At 47.7% G+C, this 17,243-nt stretch carries 16 protein-coding genes; 7 read left to right on the plus strand and 9 right to left on the minus strand.

The features are described 5' to 3' along the window. Nucleotides 1-51: 51 nt before the first annotated feature. The 8 genes from E2R66_RS01740 to E2R66_RS01775 form a co-directional block, all read right to left on the minus strand. Nucleotides 52-3,105 carry an efflux RND transporter permease subunit gene (locus E2R66_RS01740; RefSeq protein ID WP_240049206.1) on the minus strand — a complete coding sequence of 1,018 codons (3,054 nt, stop codon included), beginning with the start codon at nt 3,103-3,105 and terminating at the stop codon, nt 52-54. Beyond that, nucleotides 3,102-4,040, minus strand: a complete 939-nt coding sequence (locus E2R66_RS01745) for an efflux RND transporter periplasmic adaptor subunit (RefSeq protein WP_133229462.1) — start codon at nt 4,038-4,040, stop codon at nt 3,102-3,104. Before E2R66_RS01745 ends, E2R66_RS01740 begins: the two co-directional genes overlap by 4 nt. Then, nucleotides 4,040-5,275 carry a TolC family protein gene (locus E2R66_RS01750; RefSeq protein WP_133229460.1) on the minus strand — a complete coding sequence of 412 codons (1,236 nt, stop codon included), beginning with the start codon at nt 5,273-5,275 and terminating at the stop codon, nt 4,040-4,042. The genes E2R66_RS01745 and E2R66_RS01750 overlap by 1 nt, the downstream gene beginning before the upstream one ends. Nucleotides 5,276-5,735: 460 nt before the next feature. Next, nucleotides 5,736-6,443, minus strand: a complete 708-nt coding sequence (locus tag E2R66_RS01755; protein ID WP_133229458.1) for a 2OG-Fe(II) oxygenase — start codon at nt 6,441-6,443, stop codon at nt 5,736-5,738. A 2-nt stretch (nt 6,444-6,445) separates the two neighbouring features. Next, complete coding sequence (locus E2R66_RS01760) at nt 6,446-7,300, minus strand: methylated-DNA--[protein]-cysteine S-methyltransferase (RefSeq protein ID WP_133229456.1); 855 nt, start codon at nt 7,298-7,300, stop codon at nt 6,446-6,448. 348 nt (nt 7,301-7,648) lie between these two features. Then, nucleotides 7,649-7,999, minus strand: coding sequence for a hypothetical protein (locus E2R66_RS01765; RefSeq protein WP_133229454.1), 351 nt, complete (start codon nt 7,997-7,999; stop codon nt 7,649-7,651). A gap of 51 nt (nt 8,000-8,050) precedes the next feature. Continuing rightward, entirely contained in the window at nt 8,051-9,472 is a 1,422-nt protein-coding gene (gene dacB / locus E2R66_RS01770; protein ID WP_240049207.1) for a D-alanyl-D-alanine carboxypeptidase/D-alanyl-D-alanine endopeptidase, read from the minus strand. 98 nt (nt 9,473-9,570) lie between these two features. Beyond that, the gene (locus tag E2R66_RS01775; RefSeq protein ID WP_240049208.1) at nt 9,571-11,022 is read right to left on the minus strand and encodes an APC family permease; all 1,452 of its coding nucleotides are present in this window, start codon (nt 11,020-11,022) and stop codon (nt 9,571-9,573) included. Between the two features lie 261 nt (nt 11,023-11,283). Between E2R66_RS01775 and E2R66_RS01780 the strand changes: the two genes are divergently transcribed. Both E2R66_RS01780 and E2R66_RS01785 read left to right on the plus strand, forming a co-directional pair. Beyond that, on the plus strand, nt 11,284-13,518 hold the full coding sequence (locus tag E2R66_RS01780; protein ID WP_133229450.1) for a sodium-translocating pyrophosphatase: 2,235 nt from the start codon (nt 11,284-11,286) through the stop codon (nt 13,516-13,518). A 176-nt stretch (nt 13,519-13,694) separates the two neighbouring features. Then, nucleotides 13,695-14,768 (plus strand): nuclease-related domain-containing protein, encoded by a 1,074-nt coding sequence (locus E2R66_RS01785; protein WP_133229448.1) that lies wholly within the window; start codon nt 13,695-13,697, stop codon nt 14,766-14,768. 109 nt (nt 14,769-14,877) lie between these two features. Here E2R66_RS01785 and E2R66_RS01790 read toward each other — a convergent pair whose 3' ends face one another. Next, nucleotides 14,878-15,570, minus strand: coding sequence for an OmpW/AlkL family protein (locus E2R66_RS01790; RefSeq protein ID WP_133229446.1), 693 nt, complete (start codon nt 15,568-15,570; stop codon nt 14,878-14,880). A gap of 151 nt (nt 15,571-15,721) precedes the next feature. On the opposite strand from E2R66_RS01790, the gene E2R66_RS01795 reads away from it, so the two are divergent. Genes E2R66_RS01795 through E2R66_RS01815 form a run of 5 tightly spaced genes read left to right on the plus strand, consistent with a single transcriptional unit; the run spans nt 15,722 to nt 17,200 of the window. Further along, nucleotides 15,722-16,000, plus strand: a complete 279-nt coding sequence (locus tag E2R66_RS01795; RefSeq protein ID WP_133229444.1) for a hypothetical protein — start codon at nt 15,722-15,724, stop codon at nt 15,998-16,000. Beyond that, nucleotides 16,000-16,443, plus strand: a complete 444-nt coding sequence (locus tag E2R66_RS01800) for a DUF4348 domain-containing protein (protein ID WP_133229442.1) — start codon at nt 16,000-16,002, stop codon at nt 16,441-16,443. Before E2R66_RS01795 ends, E2R66_RS01800 begins: the two co-directional genes overlap by 1 nt. Nucleotides 16,444-16,491: 48 nt before the next feature. Then, nucleotides 16,492-16,713, plus strand: a complete 222-nt coding sequence (locus E2R66_RS01805; protein WP_133229440.1) for an addiction module protein — start codon at nt 16,492-16,494, stop codon at nt 16,711-16,713. Next, complete coding sequence (locus E2R66_RS01810) at nt 16,700-16,990, plus strand: type II toxin-antitoxin system RelE/ParE family toxin (RefSeq protein ID WP_133229438.1); 291 nt, start codon at nt 16,700-16,702, stop codon at nt 16,988-16,990. Before E2R66_RS01805 ends, E2R66_RS01810 begins: the two co-directional genes overlap by 14 nt. 9 nt (nt 16,991-16,999) lie before the next feature. After that, a complete protein-coding gene (locus E2R66_RS01815) occupies nt 17,000-17,200 on the plus strand; it encodes a hypothetical protein (RefSeq protein ID WP_133229436.1) in 201 nt (66 codons plus the stop codon). Nucleotides 17,201-17,243: the final 43 nt, after the last annotated feature.

The following is a 17,243-nucleotide window of genomic DNA, read 5'->3' on the forward strand; positions in this document are numbered from 1 at the left end:
TTTAAAAATCTTTGATTTTCTTTGGTTTTTCGGTCTTTTTCTTTGCTCTTGTTATGCCTTCCTGGCGAATGAATGGTTGCGGTAAAAAATGCGGATCATGCTGGGCAGAACAATCAGCAACAAGGGCAGTGCTGCCAGGAAACCACCGATTACCGCGATGGCCAATGGCTGGTGCAATTGTGCCCCGGCACCTATCCCGAGGGCCAGTGGGGTCAGTGCAATAATGGCACCCAGAGCGGTCATCAGTTTTGGGCGGAGGCGCGTGGAAATGGAATATACGATAGCCTCATCTATACTGCTGGTTTTGGCGCTCTCGCGGAATTGCCAGAAAGTGAAGATGGCATTCTCGCCGATGATGCCCACGATCATGATCAGACCGGTATAGCTGCCCACGTTGAGCGGGGTATTTGTTAGGAACAAGGCCAATACACTGCCGCCGATACCCAGCACCGCAACCACCAATATCAGCAAGGCTATCCTGAACTGCCGGAACAGGAACAGTATCACCCCGAACACCAGCAAACTCGACGTAATCAATATCATCAGCAACTCTTTGAACGATTGCTGCTGCTCTGCATAGGCACCCCCATATTCCACATGGTAGCCGGGTGGCAGGTTTACTTTATCGTGGATGCCTTTTTGTATGGCGGGCATCACACTGCCCAGGTCGGCGTTTTCTAAACGGGCACTGATAACGCCCATGGCCTGCAGGTTTTCGCGCTCTACCTCGGCGTCGCCGGGATGCAGCTCTACCGTGGCCAGCGAGGTTATGGGGACCAGCCTTCCATCAGCCATGAATATGTTGAGGTTTTTAATACCAGCCACATCCTGCAGGCGGCTTCCAGGGTATACCATACGTATGGGCGACTGCTGTTCCCGCTCGTACAGGTTGCCAATCACGTTCCCTTCCAGTGCCGATTGTACCTGCGTTTGCAGCGCGGCTGGTGTAAGGTTATATTGGGCGAGCTTGCTATAATCGGGTACGATGTTTACTGAGGGGCCGGCAATTACGATGCCGTCGAACACATCCGCAGTACCTTTTACATTGGTAGTAATATCTGCTATCTGTTTGGCAAGGGCTTGCAGTTTTGCCTGGTTATCGCCAAAAACTTTTATCTCGATGGGTTGGGTGGAGGTCATCAAATCGCCCAGCATATCGCCAATTACTTGTCCAAAATCAACCCGAAGGGCTGGCTGCGACGCTTCTATTTGCAGGCGCAAATCGCTTATCACTTCTTCGGAAGTTTTCTCATGCCCCTTTTTCAGTTGGATGAGATAATCGCCGGTATTGGGTTCGGTAATAAAGAAGCCCATTTGGGTGCCTGTGCGGCGTGAGTATGCCGCCACGTCCGGTTCTTTAATGATGAGTTTTTCAATCTCGCGCAGCATCCGGTCGGTTTCTTCCAGCGAGGTACCGGGAGGGGAGGTGTAATCCAGCACGATGCTGCCCTCGTCCATATCGGGTAAAAAGCCGGTCTCCAGTTTGCCGGGGATAAAAACGATAACCAGGACGAGGCCTACGATGAGAATAATGCTGATTAATGGGTTGAGGATAAAGAACGATACCCAGCGCTGCTGCTTTACCTCATGGGCCTCTACTTTAGCTTGTTTGTTGTTTACCTGTTTCTCCTTAGTGAGCAGCAGGTAAATCACCGGCAGCCCTATCCAGGTTACGAAAAAGGAGCAGGCGAGGGTAATGATCATCGTGTTGGTCATCACCTTAAAATACGCACCGGCTACGCCCGTCATCATCAGGAAAGGGATAAATATCACGATGGTGCTGATGGACGAGCCTATCATGGCCGGCAACAGATAGTCGATAGCTTTTTTCAGCAAGGTGAGGGTCGGCTCTTCGGGGTGCTCCTCATGAGTGCGGTGTATCTGCTCAACCACTACAATGGCATCATCTATAATCAAACCGATGGCCGCCGCAATTGCCCCCAAAGTCATAATATTGAGCGTATAGCCACAGGCGTACAAAACGATCAACGTAAGGCAAAGCGTTATGGGGATGGTAATCAATATCGTAGCGCTGGCTTTTAACGAGCGCAGGAAGATTATGGCTACGATGATCGCCAACGCCAGGCCTATCCACAGGCTGTCGCTGACGCTCTTTACCGATTCGTTCACAAAATCAGCCTGAACGTAATAGGGCTTAAGGCTTACGCCTTTGGGTAGCACTTTTTGCAGTTCGGCTACTTTGTTGGTCATGGCGGCAGATAGCTCTACCAGGTTGGCGTTGGGTTGTTTGATAACCGCTATCAGCACACCCTCGTGCCCGTTGGCGTTTATTTTGGTGTATTCTACGCCGGGGTTCACCTGTATGTCTGCAATATCCTTCAGTTGGATAACGCGCTTGCGGTTGTTGCTCAGCACCAGGTTCTGCAGTTGCTCGCTGGTGTTTACGCTGGCATCGGTAACGGTAAGGTACAGCATCTTATAGTCGGCAAGGTACCCGTTAGCTTTAATGAACGCCGTTTGCATAAGTGTGTTGCTGATCATGTCGGGCGTAAGGCCAAGCGCACTCATCTTCTGCCTGTCCAGCACCAGCCAGTACTCTTTGCTTTTGCCGCCTATCACCCGTATCTCCGATACGCCATCCACCTGCGAGAGGAAGGGTTTTACGGTGTAAGTGGCCAGCTGCTTCAGTTCTATGGGCGACAGGTTATGGCTCTCCAGCGTGTATCCGCTTACGGGCAAAATGGAGGGGTTCATTTTCTCCACCGTAACGGTCACTTCGGGCGGCATATCGTTTTTGATCTGCGCAATGCGGCTTTCTATACGTTGCTGACTCAGGTCGATATCGGCATCCCAGTTCATATAGGCCGATATTTCGCAGCTGCCGCGGCTGGTAGTGCTGCGCACGTAATGCAGATCGGGCACTTGTTTAATGGCGTTCTCCAGCGGCTTGGTCACCGTTACCATCATCTTGTTCACGGGCTGTAGACCTGCATCGGCAATGATCTTTATCTTCGGGAAGGTAATTTCGGGGAAGAGCGATGTTTGCAGGCGCGAGTAGGAGAATATGCCGCCCAGCAGCACAATAAAAAGAACCAGGCTAATGGGCTTTTTATGGGTGATGAAGTAGTTTTCCAACTCGTTCATGGTTTTACGATTTTGACTTTCGCAGTATCGGCCAAACCATAGTTGCCCGTTACGGCTATCCTATCGGTAGGGTTGAACCTTGGCGACAATATCTCAATCATCCCGCCCGACTGGATGCCTTTTTTTACCGGTGTTTTTACGGCGGTGGTATCGTTGATGAGTTTCATTACCCAGAATTCATCCTGCGTTTCGTTGGATAAAATGGCCGATTTGGGCAGCGCTGGTGTGCTGCTTTTGGCGGTTTTGATGATGAGTGCGCGGGCCACCAGGTTCTCGGGGATAGGGTGGCTGCTGCTCACTTTGATAACGATGCCCTGCGTTTGCGAAAGGGTATCTACCGATGGCATGGTAGAGGCCACATGCCCGCTCAGCTTTTCGCCTCCGGGAAGGGTGAGGGTGATGTTTTGGTTGGCTGCCATTACGCTTTTGAGCTCGTAGGGTAATTGCATCACAAAAGCGAAACTCTCGCGGTCGCTGATAGTGGCCAGTTGGTCGCCATCCTGTACGTAATCGCCCACCTGGTGTGCCAGATCGGTCACGTAGCCGTTGCGCGCTGCCCTGATGCGGTTAATGCCCGAGAATTTGAAGGTGGTATCCAGCACGTTGATGGTATTGCCTATGCTTTGCGCCTCCTTGGTTTTGATCACAAACATCAGCTGCCCCTTCTCTACATAATGCCCCGGCTGTATATTAACCTGTTGCAGGTAGCCGATGGCATTGGCCTTTACGTAATTCTTTTGCATAAAGGTGGAGGTTGCGTTGAGTTCTATAGAATCGGCTAGCGCACTGTTAGCGATGGTGGTAACGGTAACGGGTGTTTGCGGGTTGGCCACCTCTTCCTCATCGGCCGCAGGGGCATTGCCGCCGCAGCTATATATAGCCATGGCAAACACGCAGGCCAGTAAAACGGTAATGGGTTTTGAATATCGTTTCATTATCTGCTCCAGTAGTTGAGTTGGTTTATGAGTTGCAGCCGACTGATTACGTTTTGCGCCAGCTGGTTTTTGATACTGAGGTAGCTGTTGATGGCGAGTATCAGGTCGGCAATCTTCAGGTCGCCGGTTTGCATCAGCTGCGTGTTTACTTTTATCAGGCTTTCGGCGTATTTAAATTGTTCGTTTATCTCGGCAATCAGCCGGTCGTATCCGTCTATCTGCTGGTTAAGCTGATTGAGTTGCTGCTGGTATTGGTTAAAGTAAAAGGCTTTGTACACCTGCTGCGTTTCCTGCTCCAGGGCCAGCTTTTTGTAAGCCAGCTTTTTTTGCCCGCCATCGTAAATAGGCATGGTAAGGCTAAAGCCTACGCTGGCACCCAGGTTTTTGTAGTACTGGCTGGTGAGATCAGAGTTGTAGCCACCATCTGCATAGGCACTTAGTTTAGGCCGGTAGCTGTAATCGATGAGTTTGCGGCTGTTGGCCAGGCGCAGGCTATCCAGCTGGTATTGTTTAAAAAAGATGCTGTTGCTGCGGTCGTAAATCACTTTCCGTACAAGTTCGGGTTTGGCAATTTCGGCAACGCTGGTATCCGCTATACCGCTTAAATAGTTCAGCGTAGCATAATCGGTTTGGTATTGCAGTCTGCTTTGCGATAGCTGCAATTGCGCCCCTTTCAGCGTTACCAAAAAAGCCAGGTAATCGATCTGGCGGTAAACATTGTTCCGGGTGAGCTTTTTTAGCAGGTCTTCTTCGCCTTTAAGCAGGTTTACCACTTGCTGGTTAAATTGCTGCTGCTGCAGGCTACCATAAGCCGTAATGTACTGACCAATGATGGTGCGCCGCAGATCTTGCTCGGATAACTTAATGCTGTTGCGCAAGGAATCCTGACTGAGGCCGATAGCTGCGAACTGACTGCCTAAGTAGTCTTTCCCAATAAAAGTTTTGCTGACCGTGACTATTCCGTTGAGTGCATGTTCGTTGGTGATGGCGGGGGCGTAGCCATAGCCGTTGATCACCGGGGCGTAAAGTCCGCCCGCGTTGAGGGCCACCTGCGGTTTAAAACCCGCGCGGATGCGCACACTATCTATCTGTGCCGATAAAACCTGGTTGTTAAGGTCTTTGATCAGCGGACTATTCTTTAGGGCCAGCTGCAAATACCCATCCAGCGTTTTGGTTTGCCCAAAACAGCTGCTGCTGATGGTAAGGAAAGCAAACAGGTAGAGTAGGTGTTTCATTTAATTGAACGATACGGCTTTTGCCTTATGTACTAAGTGCGTAAAGGTGTAATACAATTCTGTTGGAATTTTGGACGGGGGGAGGCTTTGTGGATATGCCGCGTGGCGATTTGACTTACCCCGACAGCCCGCATGCGCGGGCGTCGACCCTCTCTGCTCCGCAAAGAGGGTTTAGAAAAAAATCAAAAAAAAAAGCCCCCTCTTTACGAAGTAGAGAGGGGGTTGGGGGTGAGTCGGCTCGCGACGCGGACACAACCGCTTGGCGATTAAATCACCCGGTGCCGCGCCAAGTGTCCACACTTGGCGCAAAATGGTGGTAAGCGTCCACGCTTACCTGACTCGAACGCAAAACTTGTGAACGTCCCGCCCGAATGCTAAATCTGCAAGCGTGGACGCTTGCCATTTTCTTTCGTCAAGTGTGGACACTTGACGAGGCGGGATGACGAAGGGAAACTACCCCCTACTTCGCGTCATGAAAAATCACCCCGAGCGTGTGGCGCTCGCCGCTGCGGAGTTCGCTTACGCCGTGGCGCATGTTTACGCGGTGATAGCCCTTTGCACCCTGCGCCGGCCGGTAATTGGTGGTGAAGATGAGCATTTCGCCCTTGCCGGGGTTCAATACAATGGCTTTTGATTGCATACGCGGACGCTGCTCCACCAGTACGAACTCGCCGCCTTTAAAATCCTGGCCCGGCTGGTTAAGGCACACCACCGTCTGCATAGGGAAGAATACTTCGCCATATAAATCCTGGTGCAGGGCATTGTAGCCACCCTGGCCATATTTCAGTATCAGGGGCGTTGGTCGTAATTGCATATGCTGATGGCATAGATCTGTCAATTCGCTTAGGGTATTGGGGAATGTTTTTTCTATCGCCAAAGCCTTCATCCAGTTATTGGCAACCGTGGCAATATTGGGGTAAATCCCCTCGCGTAATTGCTGCACTATGCCGGGCAGGGGGTAAGCATAGTATTTGTACTGCCCAATGCCATAGCCGTGGTTTTCCATCTGGATGGTTTTCCGGTAGCTTGTGTCGTCGCCGTATTGCGCCACCAGCGCATCGCACTCATCGGCAGATAATATGTTGGGGACTGTGGCGTAGCCTTTGGTGTTGAGGCTTTCGGCAATTGCCGACCAATCGACTTGTGCTATCCTTTGTTGCAGTTCCATATTTATACAATGCTTAGATGGTTCGTTTTTGCGGCTTCCCAGCCAATGATGGCCGATTTACGGTCGGCACCCCAATGGTATTGGCCAAACTCGCCGGTAGATTTGATGACCCGGTGGCAAGGTATCAAAAAAGCGACGGGGTTTGCGCCGATGGCACTGCCTACCGCCCTGCTGGCTGTTGGCTGCTCCACGGCATGGGCAACCGTTTGGTAAGTATTCAAGCCGCCCATCGGAATCTTGAGCAGGGCTTCCCAAACTTTTAACTGAAAGCTGGTGCCCTTTAAATGCAGTTTGATAGATGACAATTGCGACCAATCCCGCGTGAAGATATATAGCGCATTCTGCTGTGCCATATCTACCACTTGGTAATAGCTGGCGTTGGGGAAAGATGCGTAAAGCTGGTTAAAGGCGTCATCCTTATCATCGGCGAAGGCCATATAGCAAATGCCTTTCGGGGTTGATGCCACGATAATATTGCCGAAGGGCGTCTCGGCGTAGCTGAAATTGATGCTGAGTTCCTTGCCGCCGTTTTTGTATTCGGCGGGTGTCATGCCCTCAATGTTGATGAATAAATCGTGCAGGCGGCTCGTGCCGGATAGGCCGGTTTCATAGGCGGCATCAAAGAGGGTGGCCTGTTGCTCTTTCAGGATGCCTTTGGCATAATCGAGGCTGAGGTATTGCAGGAACTTTTTGGGACTGATGCCCGCCCAATCGGTAAACATGCGCTGGAAGTGGAAGGGACTAAGACTTACTTTTTCGGCCACTTCATCCAGGCTAGGTTGGGCTTTAAAGTTGAGCCTGATATAGCTGATTGCCTCGGCAATGCGCTGGAAGTTTATGTTGTTTTGTGTTTCCATGATAATGAATTATGACACAAATGTACCGTGGTACCGGAGGCCAAAGAACCCGAAACTTGCGCAGTTTAATGGCCGGTTTTTTCGATTACACTGATTAAAAAAAGCGCGTCATTGCGAGGAACGAAGCAATCTACCGGTTAGCAGAGCGGCTTTGTATGTCGGCCTATCCTGCGTAGAGATTGCTTCGTTCCTTATAATGACGTGGCATTAAGTTGTTGATTATCAGTATGTTTTTTTTACACGTCATAACCTTTTTTTTCAGGGCACACCCTGATGGATACTCGCAATGACGCGGGGGTTAGGATTTCTTTTATGATGCTGCTTTTCATTCCGACAATAGCTTACGGGTTAAAAAATCAAGTATAGAACAGGGTCCCTAAAGTAGTATAGTATAATGACGATTACCATCGTTATAACGTATGATTTTGCTTCGGAAAACTTTCTGTTTTTGATATTGAGGCCGGTTAAGATAGCAATAGTGAAGAGCGCTATAATTAATGTGCCGTATTCAAAGAGGAAAGCATTCAAGGGCTCGTTGGCGATGCGATCACCAACGGCCCCTTCCCCAAGTATGCTCCAGCAAATAAGGGGAGCCACGAATATATAACCAATACCCACGCAAAAGCAAAACAACACCAGCCTGATAAGCAGGTGCCAGTACAGTGTTTTTGCAGCGAATATTCTTTTTATGGTGTGCATTTGGGTTCTTAATTTCTGTTCCCCCTTCAGGGGGTTAGGGGGCTGCGCCTACTACTTCATCTCATTCAGCACGGCAAACATCTTCGCCCTAATCCCGCTGCCGGGGCCGTTGTAATTGTTCACCATAATAGAGAAGCAAAGCTCGCGGCCTTTGTTGGTTTGGAAACCGGCATAGGCTTGTACGCCGCTGATGCTGCCGCTTTTCATCTTCATATCGTTGTAAACGGGCAGGCTCTCATAAAAATCGCCGAACCATTTTTCCTGATGGGCGGCCTGCAAAATGTGGGCGATGGTAGAGGAGGTTATCCTGTCTTCGGGCGAGAGGCCGCTGCCATCGTAAATATTCATAGCGCGGTGGTCGATGCCTTTGGCTTCCCAAAAATTCTGCATGGCTGCTACGCCATCGCTGGTTACTGCAGCTTTGCCTAATTTAGTGGATATCGTGGCCAGCAATTGCTCGGCATACAGGTTCACGCTTTTTTGGTTGAGCCAGTAAACAATCTTGCTCAACTCGGGCGATTTAATAAGGGTTAAGCTTGCAGTAGCCGCAGGTACAACTAAGGCCTTTTCTTTTAGAGACAGGGAGGAAGCAGGTTCGGCACTTACGGTAATCCCCATTTTCTTGAGCGTATCGCTCAGGCGGAGAGCCGCATCATAAGCCGGGTCGGGGATGGCGGCGGAGATGGTTTTCTTGCTTTGGTCTATAGCATAGGTGCCGCGCAGGTACATGGTTTTGCTGTTAAAGCCCGGCAGATAGGGGTACGCCTGGTCGCCGGTGTGGGCGGCACCTGTGGTGAGTTCGCTTTTGTATTGCAGGTAATTTGTATTGGGCACGGTGCCGGCTACGGATATCGGCTCGCCAACGCTGCCGGTGTTCAATTTAATGTCGAACTGGTTCTCGCGCCAGCAAAGCCCGGCAATGCCCGCGCCGTAGTAGGTGCCCAGGTCCTGCCATATCCAGCCATCGGGGATGCTTTGGTGGTTAAATTGCCCGTCGTCGCCGATGATCTTGCCCTGTATTTTTTTGATGCCCGCCTTTTTGATGGCCTCCACCATGGTATTCAAAACGTAGCCTTCCCTGGTAGTGGCATAGCGCCAACTGCCCAGGGTGGGGTCGCCGCTGCCTTTAATGATGATGTCGCCGGTAAGCGTGCCTTTGCCATCGATACTGCCGGTGTAACCCACAGCCGTCTCGAACTGGAAATCCTTCCCCAAAACAAAAAACGAGGTGATGCTGGTAACCGTTTTTAAGGTAGAACCCGGCGCCAGACCCATATCGGGGTTGGCGGCAAATACCTGCTCGCCGGTTTTGGCATCCAGCACGGTAAGCGATAGTGTGGCGTATTTGCACTGGCTATCCTGCTGCAGTTTGTTAAATGCGGTTTGTAGTTTTTGCTGGAGGGTTTGAGCATGCAGTTGGCCGGCCACTGCAAGCAGGCCAAATATGGCCAGTGTTTTTATTCTCGTATTCAAATTGTCGATTTTGTTTTTTGCAAGCAAAGGCGCTAAGCCGCAAAGATGAACTCTGCTTTTTAGCGCCTTAGCGGCTTTGCGTGAAATATCTTTTTAGGTTAAACTGCGGTGTCGGGTTCGGGTTTAGTCGTAGCTTTAGTTATATAATAAATTGGTATGCCTATTAGCACGATAATTAATCCCGGCCAGGTAAATTCTGGTTTGTAAATAATTAATAAGGTGCAAAATGCCAACCCCATTAAAATATAAATAGCAGGTAGTACCGGGTAACCAAAGGCTTTGTAAGGGCGTTCTGCATTTGGCAGCTTTATACGTAGCCTGTAAATACCGATAATGGTAAGCACATAGAATAACACCACCACGAAGGAGATCATATCCAGCAAATCGCCGTAACGACCGCTTAAACAAAGGACTGATGCTACAACGGCCTGTATCCATAAGCCAAACTCGGGTACGCCATTTTTGTTTAACGTGCCGGTCTTCTTAAAGAACAAGCCATCCTTGGCCATGGAATAGTACACGCGCGAGCCGGCCAGTATCAAGCCGTTATTGCAGCCAAAGGTGGATATCATAATCATAACAGCGATAACAATAGTGCCCTTGCTGCCAAATATCACATCCGATGCAGCTACCGCAACCCTGTCTTTTTCGGCCGTGGCGATATCGTGCAGGGATAAAACACCGGTGTACACCACGTTGGCTGCTATATAGATAATGGTAACAACCATGGTGCCGAAGAAAAGGCTCAAGGCTACATCGCGCTTGGGGTTTTTCATTTCCCCGGCAATAAAGGTTACGTTGTTCCATGAATCGCTGCTGAAAATGGAGCCTACCATGGCAATAGCTATGGCACCAAGGGCAGCATTTATGGCATATGGGCCGTAGTCGCCGGGTTTGCCGTCCGCAGCACCAATATCAAGTTTGTGCATATCCCAGGCATTGGTCCAGTTAGCATGCCATATCTCGGGTTTGAAAGCAATAAAACCAAAAATAATCAGGCCGAACAGGCTTAACAGCTTGGTCATGGTAAAGGTGGTTTGTATCAGCTTGCCCCCTTTTACGCCTTTGGTGTTGATATAAGTAAGCAGGAAAATAAGCGCGATAGAAACCAGTTGCGCAGCGTTCAATTTGAAAATAACGTCTTTGCCGGCAGAGTTGGTGTAAAGGATGGTTTGGAACAGAATATTGTCTTCGCTGATAGGCTTATATAAATAAGCCGCAAATTTGGAGAAGGCCACACCAACTGCAGCTATGGTACCGGTTTGTATAACCGCGAAGAAGCTCCATCCGTATAAGAAAGCGATAAGCTTGTTATATGATTCTTTGAGGTAAACGTATTGCCCACCTGCTTTGGGGAACATACCGGCAAGTTCGCCGTAGCTAAGGGCTGCGGTAAGCGTCATGAAACCGGTGATGAGCCAAACGGCTATCAGCCAGCCGGCCGAGCCTACGTTGCGGGTAATATCGGCGCTTACGATAAAGATACCGGAACCGATCATAGAGCCTGCTACCAGCATGGTGCCGTCTAGCAGGGTCAGTTCGTGTTTCATTTTAGGTTGAGAAGAATCAGATGCCATTAAAGTTTAGTTTAAGGGCTTAAAATAGGAATAATAATTATCATTGACAACGGAATTTGCCAAACTAAATGCCCTTTGGCGAGCGGGACCGAATGATCTTCAAAAACAAAGGCAAGCAAACTTTAAATTTTGACATGCTATTGTAAAGAAATTAAAATTACTATTTTGCGCTAACCAATTATACCACGCCCCTGCGCGTTTTTTAAAAAGCACACTTATAACCAATTATTGAATATGGATTTTTTGAACAATTACTTAATTTATTTGATTCCCGTTTTTGGCCTTGTGGGGATACTCGTTATGGCCATTAAATCGGCCTGGGTAACCAAACAGGAAACCGGCGACGCATCTATGAATGAGCTGGCGGGCTATATTGCTGATGGGGCAATGGCATTCTTACGCGCCGAATGGAAAATACTGGGCTACTTTGTGGTAGTAGCGGCCATATTGCTGGCCTGGAGCGGCACCACCGTGGCCACATCCGACCCGATTATCGCCATTTCATTCTTAATCGGTGCATTCTTGTCGGCCTTTGCCGGTTACCTGGGTATGCGCATCGCAACCAAATCAAACGTACGTACTACGCAGGCTGCTAAAACCAGTTTGGCGCAAGCATTAAAGGTATCGTTTACAGGCGGTACCGTTATGGGGCTTGGCGTTGCCGGTTTGGCCATCATAGGCTTAGGATCGTTATTTATTGTTTTTTACACGATGTATGTGACCAACGTTGCCGGTTCATCGGTTAACGGCGAGGCCATGGCCAAAGCGCTTGACGTACTGGCCGGTTTTTCGCTGGGTGCAGAGTCGATAGCTTTATTCGCACGTGTTGGCGGTGGTATATATACCAAAGCAGCCGACGTAGGTGCCGATTTAGTAGGTAAAGTTGAAGCAGGTATCCCCGAGGATGACGTGCGCAACCCCGCAACCATTGCCGATAACGTAGGCGATAACGTAGGCGACGTAGCCGGTATGGGTGCCGATTTGTTCGGCTCGTATGTGGCAACGATGCTGGCGACCATGGTTTTGGGCCGCGAAATTGTTTCGCATGATGCATTCGGTGGTATAGCGCCTGTATTATTGCCGATGGTGATAGCCGGTTTAGGTTTGCTGTTTTCTATTGTAGGCGCTTCGCTGGTTAAAATCAAGAACGAAACTGATAGCGTACAAAAAGCGCTGAACATAGGCAACTGGGCTTCCATCGTGTTAACCGCGATATCTACTTACTTTTTAGTGCAATGGATGCTGCCAAACGATAGTTTCCATATGCTGCGCGATGAAGACGCCGGCCATGCGGTTAAGGCAGGTTCGCTGGTGTTTACCAAGAACGGTGTTTTTGGGTCGATAATGGTAGGTTTGGTAGTAGGTACTTTGATGAGTATCATTACCGAGTATTATACCGCTATGGGCAAACGCCCGGTAATGAGCATCATCAGGCAATCGGCAACGGGTCACGCAACCAATATCATCGGTGGTTTGGCCGTGGGTATGGAATCTACCGTATTGCCAATTTTGGTTTTGGCTGCAGGTATTTACGGTTCTTACTTTTTTGCCGGTTTATACGGTGTGGCTATTGCTGCTGCCGGTATGATGGCTACTACGGCTATGCAGTTGGCTATCGACGCCTTCGGCCCAATTGCCGATAACGCCGGTGGTATTGCCGAAATGAGCCGTTTACCGGAAGAAGTGCGCGGCCGTACTGATAACCTGGATGCCGTGGGGAACACCACTGCTGCCACAGGTAAAGGTTTCGCCATTGCTTCCGCAGCGTTGACTTCGCTGGCTTTGTTCGCGGCTTTTGTGGGCGTTGCTGGCATTGAGCATATCGATATTTACAAAGCCAATGTTTTGGCAGGTTTATTCGTGGGCGGTATGATACCGTTCATCTTCTCGGCATTGTGTATATCGGCTGTGGGCCGTGCCGCAATGGCCATGGTGGAAGAAGTGCGCCGCCAGTTCCGCGAAATACCGGGTATTATGGAGTACAAAGCGCGCCCCGAGTATGAGAAATGCGTGGAAATATCTACCAAGGCATCTATCCGCGAGATGGTTGCACCGGGCCTTATTGCTTTGATTACACCTATTATTATCGGTTTTGTTTTTGGTCCCGAAGTATTGGGTGGTTTATTGGCCGGCGTTACCGTAAGCGGCGTGCTGATGGGTATATTCCAGAGCAATGCAGGTGGTGCATGGGATAACGCCAAAAAATCATTCGAAAAAGGCGTGGAGATCAACGGCGAGATCTACTACAAAAAATCAGAACCGCATAAAGCATCCGTAACCGGTGATACCGTCGGCGATCCGTTTAAGGATACCTCGGGCCCGTCGATGAACATTCTCATTAAGTTGATGTCAATCGTTTCGTTGGTTATTGCACCGCACTTAAATGCCAACCACGGTGACGCCAAAACGGCGCAGCACCAGGATAAAGCGAAAAACACGATATACGTGGTGATGTCTGATAAGAAATAATTAGTTTCTGTTTTGTGATAATGGAAAGCCTCCTGACAAAATCGGGAGGCTTTTTTATGTAAACGATATTTGAAAACCGAGATGAAAACTAAAAATTAAAAGAGTTCTATTTCACTGGTTTGCGTATCTTTCGTCATTCCCCCTTGTCCAATAAAAATAGACTATTCGAGAATACCATGTGTAAGGTTTATCATGAAATTGGTTGTTTAACGGAAATAAAATCTCGTTTGCGTGCGCACAATATCCATGAGTACAAATCACTAAATGAGGTAATTAAATTCCGTGATAACTATTCTTCCTCGCGAAAGCAAATTATTTCAAATCATGAGCTTTTGATTGAGCAGGAAAAGGTTACACTTAGTGAATCAATCGTTCAATTGGAACATGCTATTAAGGAGCAGGAGATTGTAGTTAAAGAAAAATACGAGGAGGGGCTTGAAAACTTAAATACTCAGCTATGCAACTTACTCTCAACGAATTCCAATGGCAAACGCTCAATTGTCATTTACATCAAGAGTGTTATCCTCAAGCTGAGAATCCGGTACACCAAGATTACTGTCAATTCCAGGATTGACTATTCGCTCAAACATTTGACAGACGACTATAACAAAAAGAATGACCGTCATAAATATATCGTTTCGAATTTTGACGAAGCGGTGCGGGAAAGCGGTTCGCCTCAATTAAACGAACTTGATAGGAAAAAGCAAGTTATTGACGAAATCAATGCGTTTATTTATGGAGCGTTGGGCGAGCATAAGGTTGTTAAAGAACTGGAAAAATTATCTGACGACTATATTTTAATTAATGATTTTACCTGTGCATTTAATCCCCCTATTTATCGTCGGCAACAAAATGATTACATAAAGTCTATTCAAATTGACCACATCCTGGTAGCCCCTTCCGGAGTTTTCCTGATAGAAACCAAAAATTGGAGTAAGGATTCGTTGAATAATCTAAATCTTCATTCACCTGTTGAGCAAATCAGGCGGACAAACTTTGCTTTATATAAGATTATGAATAATGAAATTTCCAATGCAAGGTTTACGCTAGGTAAACATCACTGGGGTGATAGAAAAATCCCAATAAAAAATCTGATAGTTTTAATAAACCACAAACCGATTGAAGAATTCCAACATGTGAAAATTTTGGCCGTAAATGGCCTTATTAATTATGTCGGCTATTTCAAGCCATGTTTTTCACCTAAAGAAACAGGCGATTTGGCTGAGTATTTACTTTCTTTTTCAAAATAATAGTTAGCATTCCGGTTGTCGCTCGTATTAAATTACCCAACTGATTTTACAAAAAACAGCCCCTGCTTTTGATAGCAGAGGCTGTTTTTAAACTTGTCGCGGTGTTATTTTACAACCTAAACCCAACACCCACACCAATTACCCATGGTTTGATGTTTACGGTTGCGGGTATGGCCTGCAGGGTTGCGCTTAAACCGGGGTTGCTTGCCGGGGTAAGGTTTGCGGCATCTACCTTTACATCGGTTTTCAGGAATATCTTTTTAACATCCAGGTTAAGGAAAACCTTTTTGGTAATGTCGTAATCAAAACCTGCCTGTGCGGCAAAAGAAGCTGTATTCTGGTATTTGATGCCCTGAACAGTTGTGCCTTTGTTTGCACTGTAAAAGAAGGTGTAATTGAGACCAGCACCCACGTATGGTTTAAAGCCGGTACCTGTTGGCACGTGGTATTGCAGCGTAAGGGTAGGCGGCAACAACCAAACGCTGCCCAGGTCTACATCTGCAGATGCAGGGCCGCCAATAGCAGTTAAATTAGAGCCGGTGGTGTGGGCCTTATGCTTGGTGGTAGCCAGTATCAGTTCGGCAGAGAAGTTATTGGCAAAGAAGTAGGTGAAATCAAGTTCGGGCACAACGGTGTTAGAGATATTGATGCCGCCGCCTATTACGCCGATGGTAGCACTTTCCTGCGGAACTACTGCAATGGCCCGTATCCTGAGGTCCCATTCGTTTTTTTGTTGCGCAAATGCTGTGGTAATGCCGCTTAGCAGGGCAATGGCGAGGAGGTTAAGTCGTAAATTTTTCATAATACATTTGTTATTTGATGCCTCAAAAGTAATCCCGACCAGCGGCTGCGTACCTGACGGCAGGCATAATGGAAGATGAGGTGTATCATCTCCCCGGGCGACCCTGAACATGTTTTTTTATTAATAAAAAGATATCGGTAGCTTTATAGCCATGCGCCGGCCCGTCACCCTAACTGTTCTTTATATCCTTTGCCTGTACGATGTGTACCTGTACCTGCCCGATATGCTGGGCTTGTTCAGGGTAGATTTTTACCCGCCCGATCCGGATGTACTCACTTACTTCGATGCGGCGATGATGCTCTTTGGCGGGATAGTGCTGGGTGTTTTCCTGCAGAAAGCAGGCGGTAGATTCAACAAGGCGCTATGCATCGTGATGATCCTGTTGAACGTGGTGCTTACCCCCTGGTTTTTATATAAAGCATTACCCTAATGATGAAATACAGATTAATTGCCTGCTTATTCCCTTTGATGCTTTTAGGTTGCCGCGGTGGCGATAAGCAAACTAAATATGATCATAATAACACTGTAGCTTCGCCGAAGGGAGCTGATGTTATCGCGGTAAGTGAGTTTGATGGCTTTTTGCAAAAGTTCAACTGCGATTCGGCTTTTCAAATGGCGCACGTTAAATTTCCGCTTAAAGTAGTTTTTGGCGACGATGTGAAGATTGATAGTATCCATTACCTACCCCGAAATGATTGGAAATACACCAAATTTAAAAGTACAGGGCCAAATATTTTTGAGATACAACACCTAAGCGAAACCCGTGTAGATATGGTTTATGCCCTGGAAGATTCGGGCATGCACATCAACTACTATTTTGATTACGTTAATAAAGATTGGATGCTAACCTACGTTAAAGACGACTCGGATTGAGCCGGTATGCTGTTGTTAATCTAAGATGCGAATTGTAAATTTGTTATTATGACAGTATCAGTTAATCCACAGAATAAACAGGAAGAAAAAGTACTATTAGCTTTTTTGGATAGCCTGAAGTATGATTATGAAACTGAAGAAGACGATTTGTTTTTGACTGACGAGCAACAAGCAGAGGTTTTGAAACGCGATAAAGCGTTTATGAAGGGCAAAACCACCGCCCGTGATTGGAATGAGATAAAGCAAGAAATGGACCGTGTATACCGTTAAGCTACTTAAGCAGGCGGAAGTTGATTTTGCAGAAGCCTGTGAATGGTATGAAGGCGAACGTATTGGATTAGGCACAAGGTTCTATAATGCGGTTAGTGGTAAGCTAAACAGGATTGAAAGTAATCCGCTGCATTATAATGTAAGATTTTCTGAAATTTATCGTGTTGCCAAAGTTAAAGGCTTCCCTTATGTGATTGTATACAGGGTAAATCAAAAAACGAAACTGGTATATGTAGCCTCGATTTTTCATACAAGCCGGAATCCTTCGAAATTTTAATACAGAACTATGCTACCTCTGCACCCACAATACCTGAAAGACAGCGAGGGGAATAACTCATTTGTCGTACTTACTGTTGATGAGTTTGAGGCTATAGTGGAAAAGCTGGAGGATTTGGAAGATGTGCGCATTTACAATGAAGCAAAAAGAGAAGAGGATGGCGAACGCATTTCATTTTCTGATTATTTAAAGAGCAGGCACGGTCAATGATGCCTTTTGAGCCACTTGAGAACCTGTAAGGTATTTATCGCTA

This window comes from Mucilaginibacter psychrotolerans, assembly GCF_004519315.1.
GTDB classification, from domain to species: domain Bacteria; phylum Bacteroidota; class Bacteroidia; order Sphingobacteriales; family Sphingobacteriaceae; genus Mucilaginibacter; species Mucilaginibacter psychrotolerans.

Coding starts and splice junctions, on each gene's coding strand:
- E2R66_RS01765 (WP_133229454.1), bottom strand. CDS start 7,999: ATGCACACCATAAAAAGAATATTCGCTGCAAAAACACTGTACTGGCAC.
- E2R66_RS01790 (WP_133229446.1), bottom strand. CDS start 15,570: ATGAAAAATTTACGACTTAACCTCCTCGCCATTGCCCTGCTAAGCGGC.
- E2R66_RS01740 (WP_240049206.1), bottom strand. CDS start 3,105: ATGAACGAGTTGGAAAACTACTTCATCACCCATAAAAAGCCCATTAGC.
- E2R66_RS01750 (WP_133229460.1), bottom strand. CDS start 5,275: ATGAAACACCTACTCTACCTGTTTGCTTTCCTTACCATCAGCAGCAGC.
- E2R66_RS01800 (WP_133229442.1), top strand. CDS start 16,000: ATGATGAAATACAGATTAATTGCCTGCTTATTCCCTTTGATGCTTTTA.
- E2R66_RS01805 (WP_133229440.1), top strand. CDS start 16,492: ATGACAGTATCAGTTAATCCACAGAATAAACAGGAAGAAAAAGTACTA.
- E2R66_RS01775 (WP_240049208.1), bottom strand. CDS start 11,022: ATGAAACACGAACTGACCCTGCTAGACGGCACCATGCTGGTAGCAGGC.
- E2R66_RS01780 (WP_133229450.1), top strand. CDS start 11,284: ATGGATTTTTTGAACAATTACTTAATTTATTTGATTCCCGTTTTTGGC.
- E2R66_RS01795 (WP_133229444.1), top strand. CDS start 15,722: ATGCGCCGGCCCGTCACCCTAACTGTTCTTTATATCCTTTGCCTGTAC.
- E2R66_RS01815 (WP_133229436.1), top strand. CDS start 17,000: ATGCTACCTCTGCACCCACAATACCTGAAAGACAGCGAGGGGAATAAC.
- E2R66_RS01785 (WP_133229448.1), top strand. CDS start 13,695: ATGTGTAAGGTTTATCATGAAATTGGTTGTTTAACGGAAATAAAATCT.
- E2R66_RS01755 (WP_133229458.1), bottom strand. CDS start 6,443: ATGGAACTGCAACAAAGGATAGCACAAGTCGATTGGTCGGCAATTGCC.
- E2R66_RS01760 (WP_133229456.1), bottom strand. CDS start 7,300: ATGGAAACACAAAACAACATAAACTTCCAGCGCATTGCCGAGGCAATC.
- E2R66_RS01745 (WP_133229462.1), bottom strand. CDS start 4,040: ATGAAACGATATTCAAAACCCATTACCGTTTTACTGGCCTGCGTGTTT.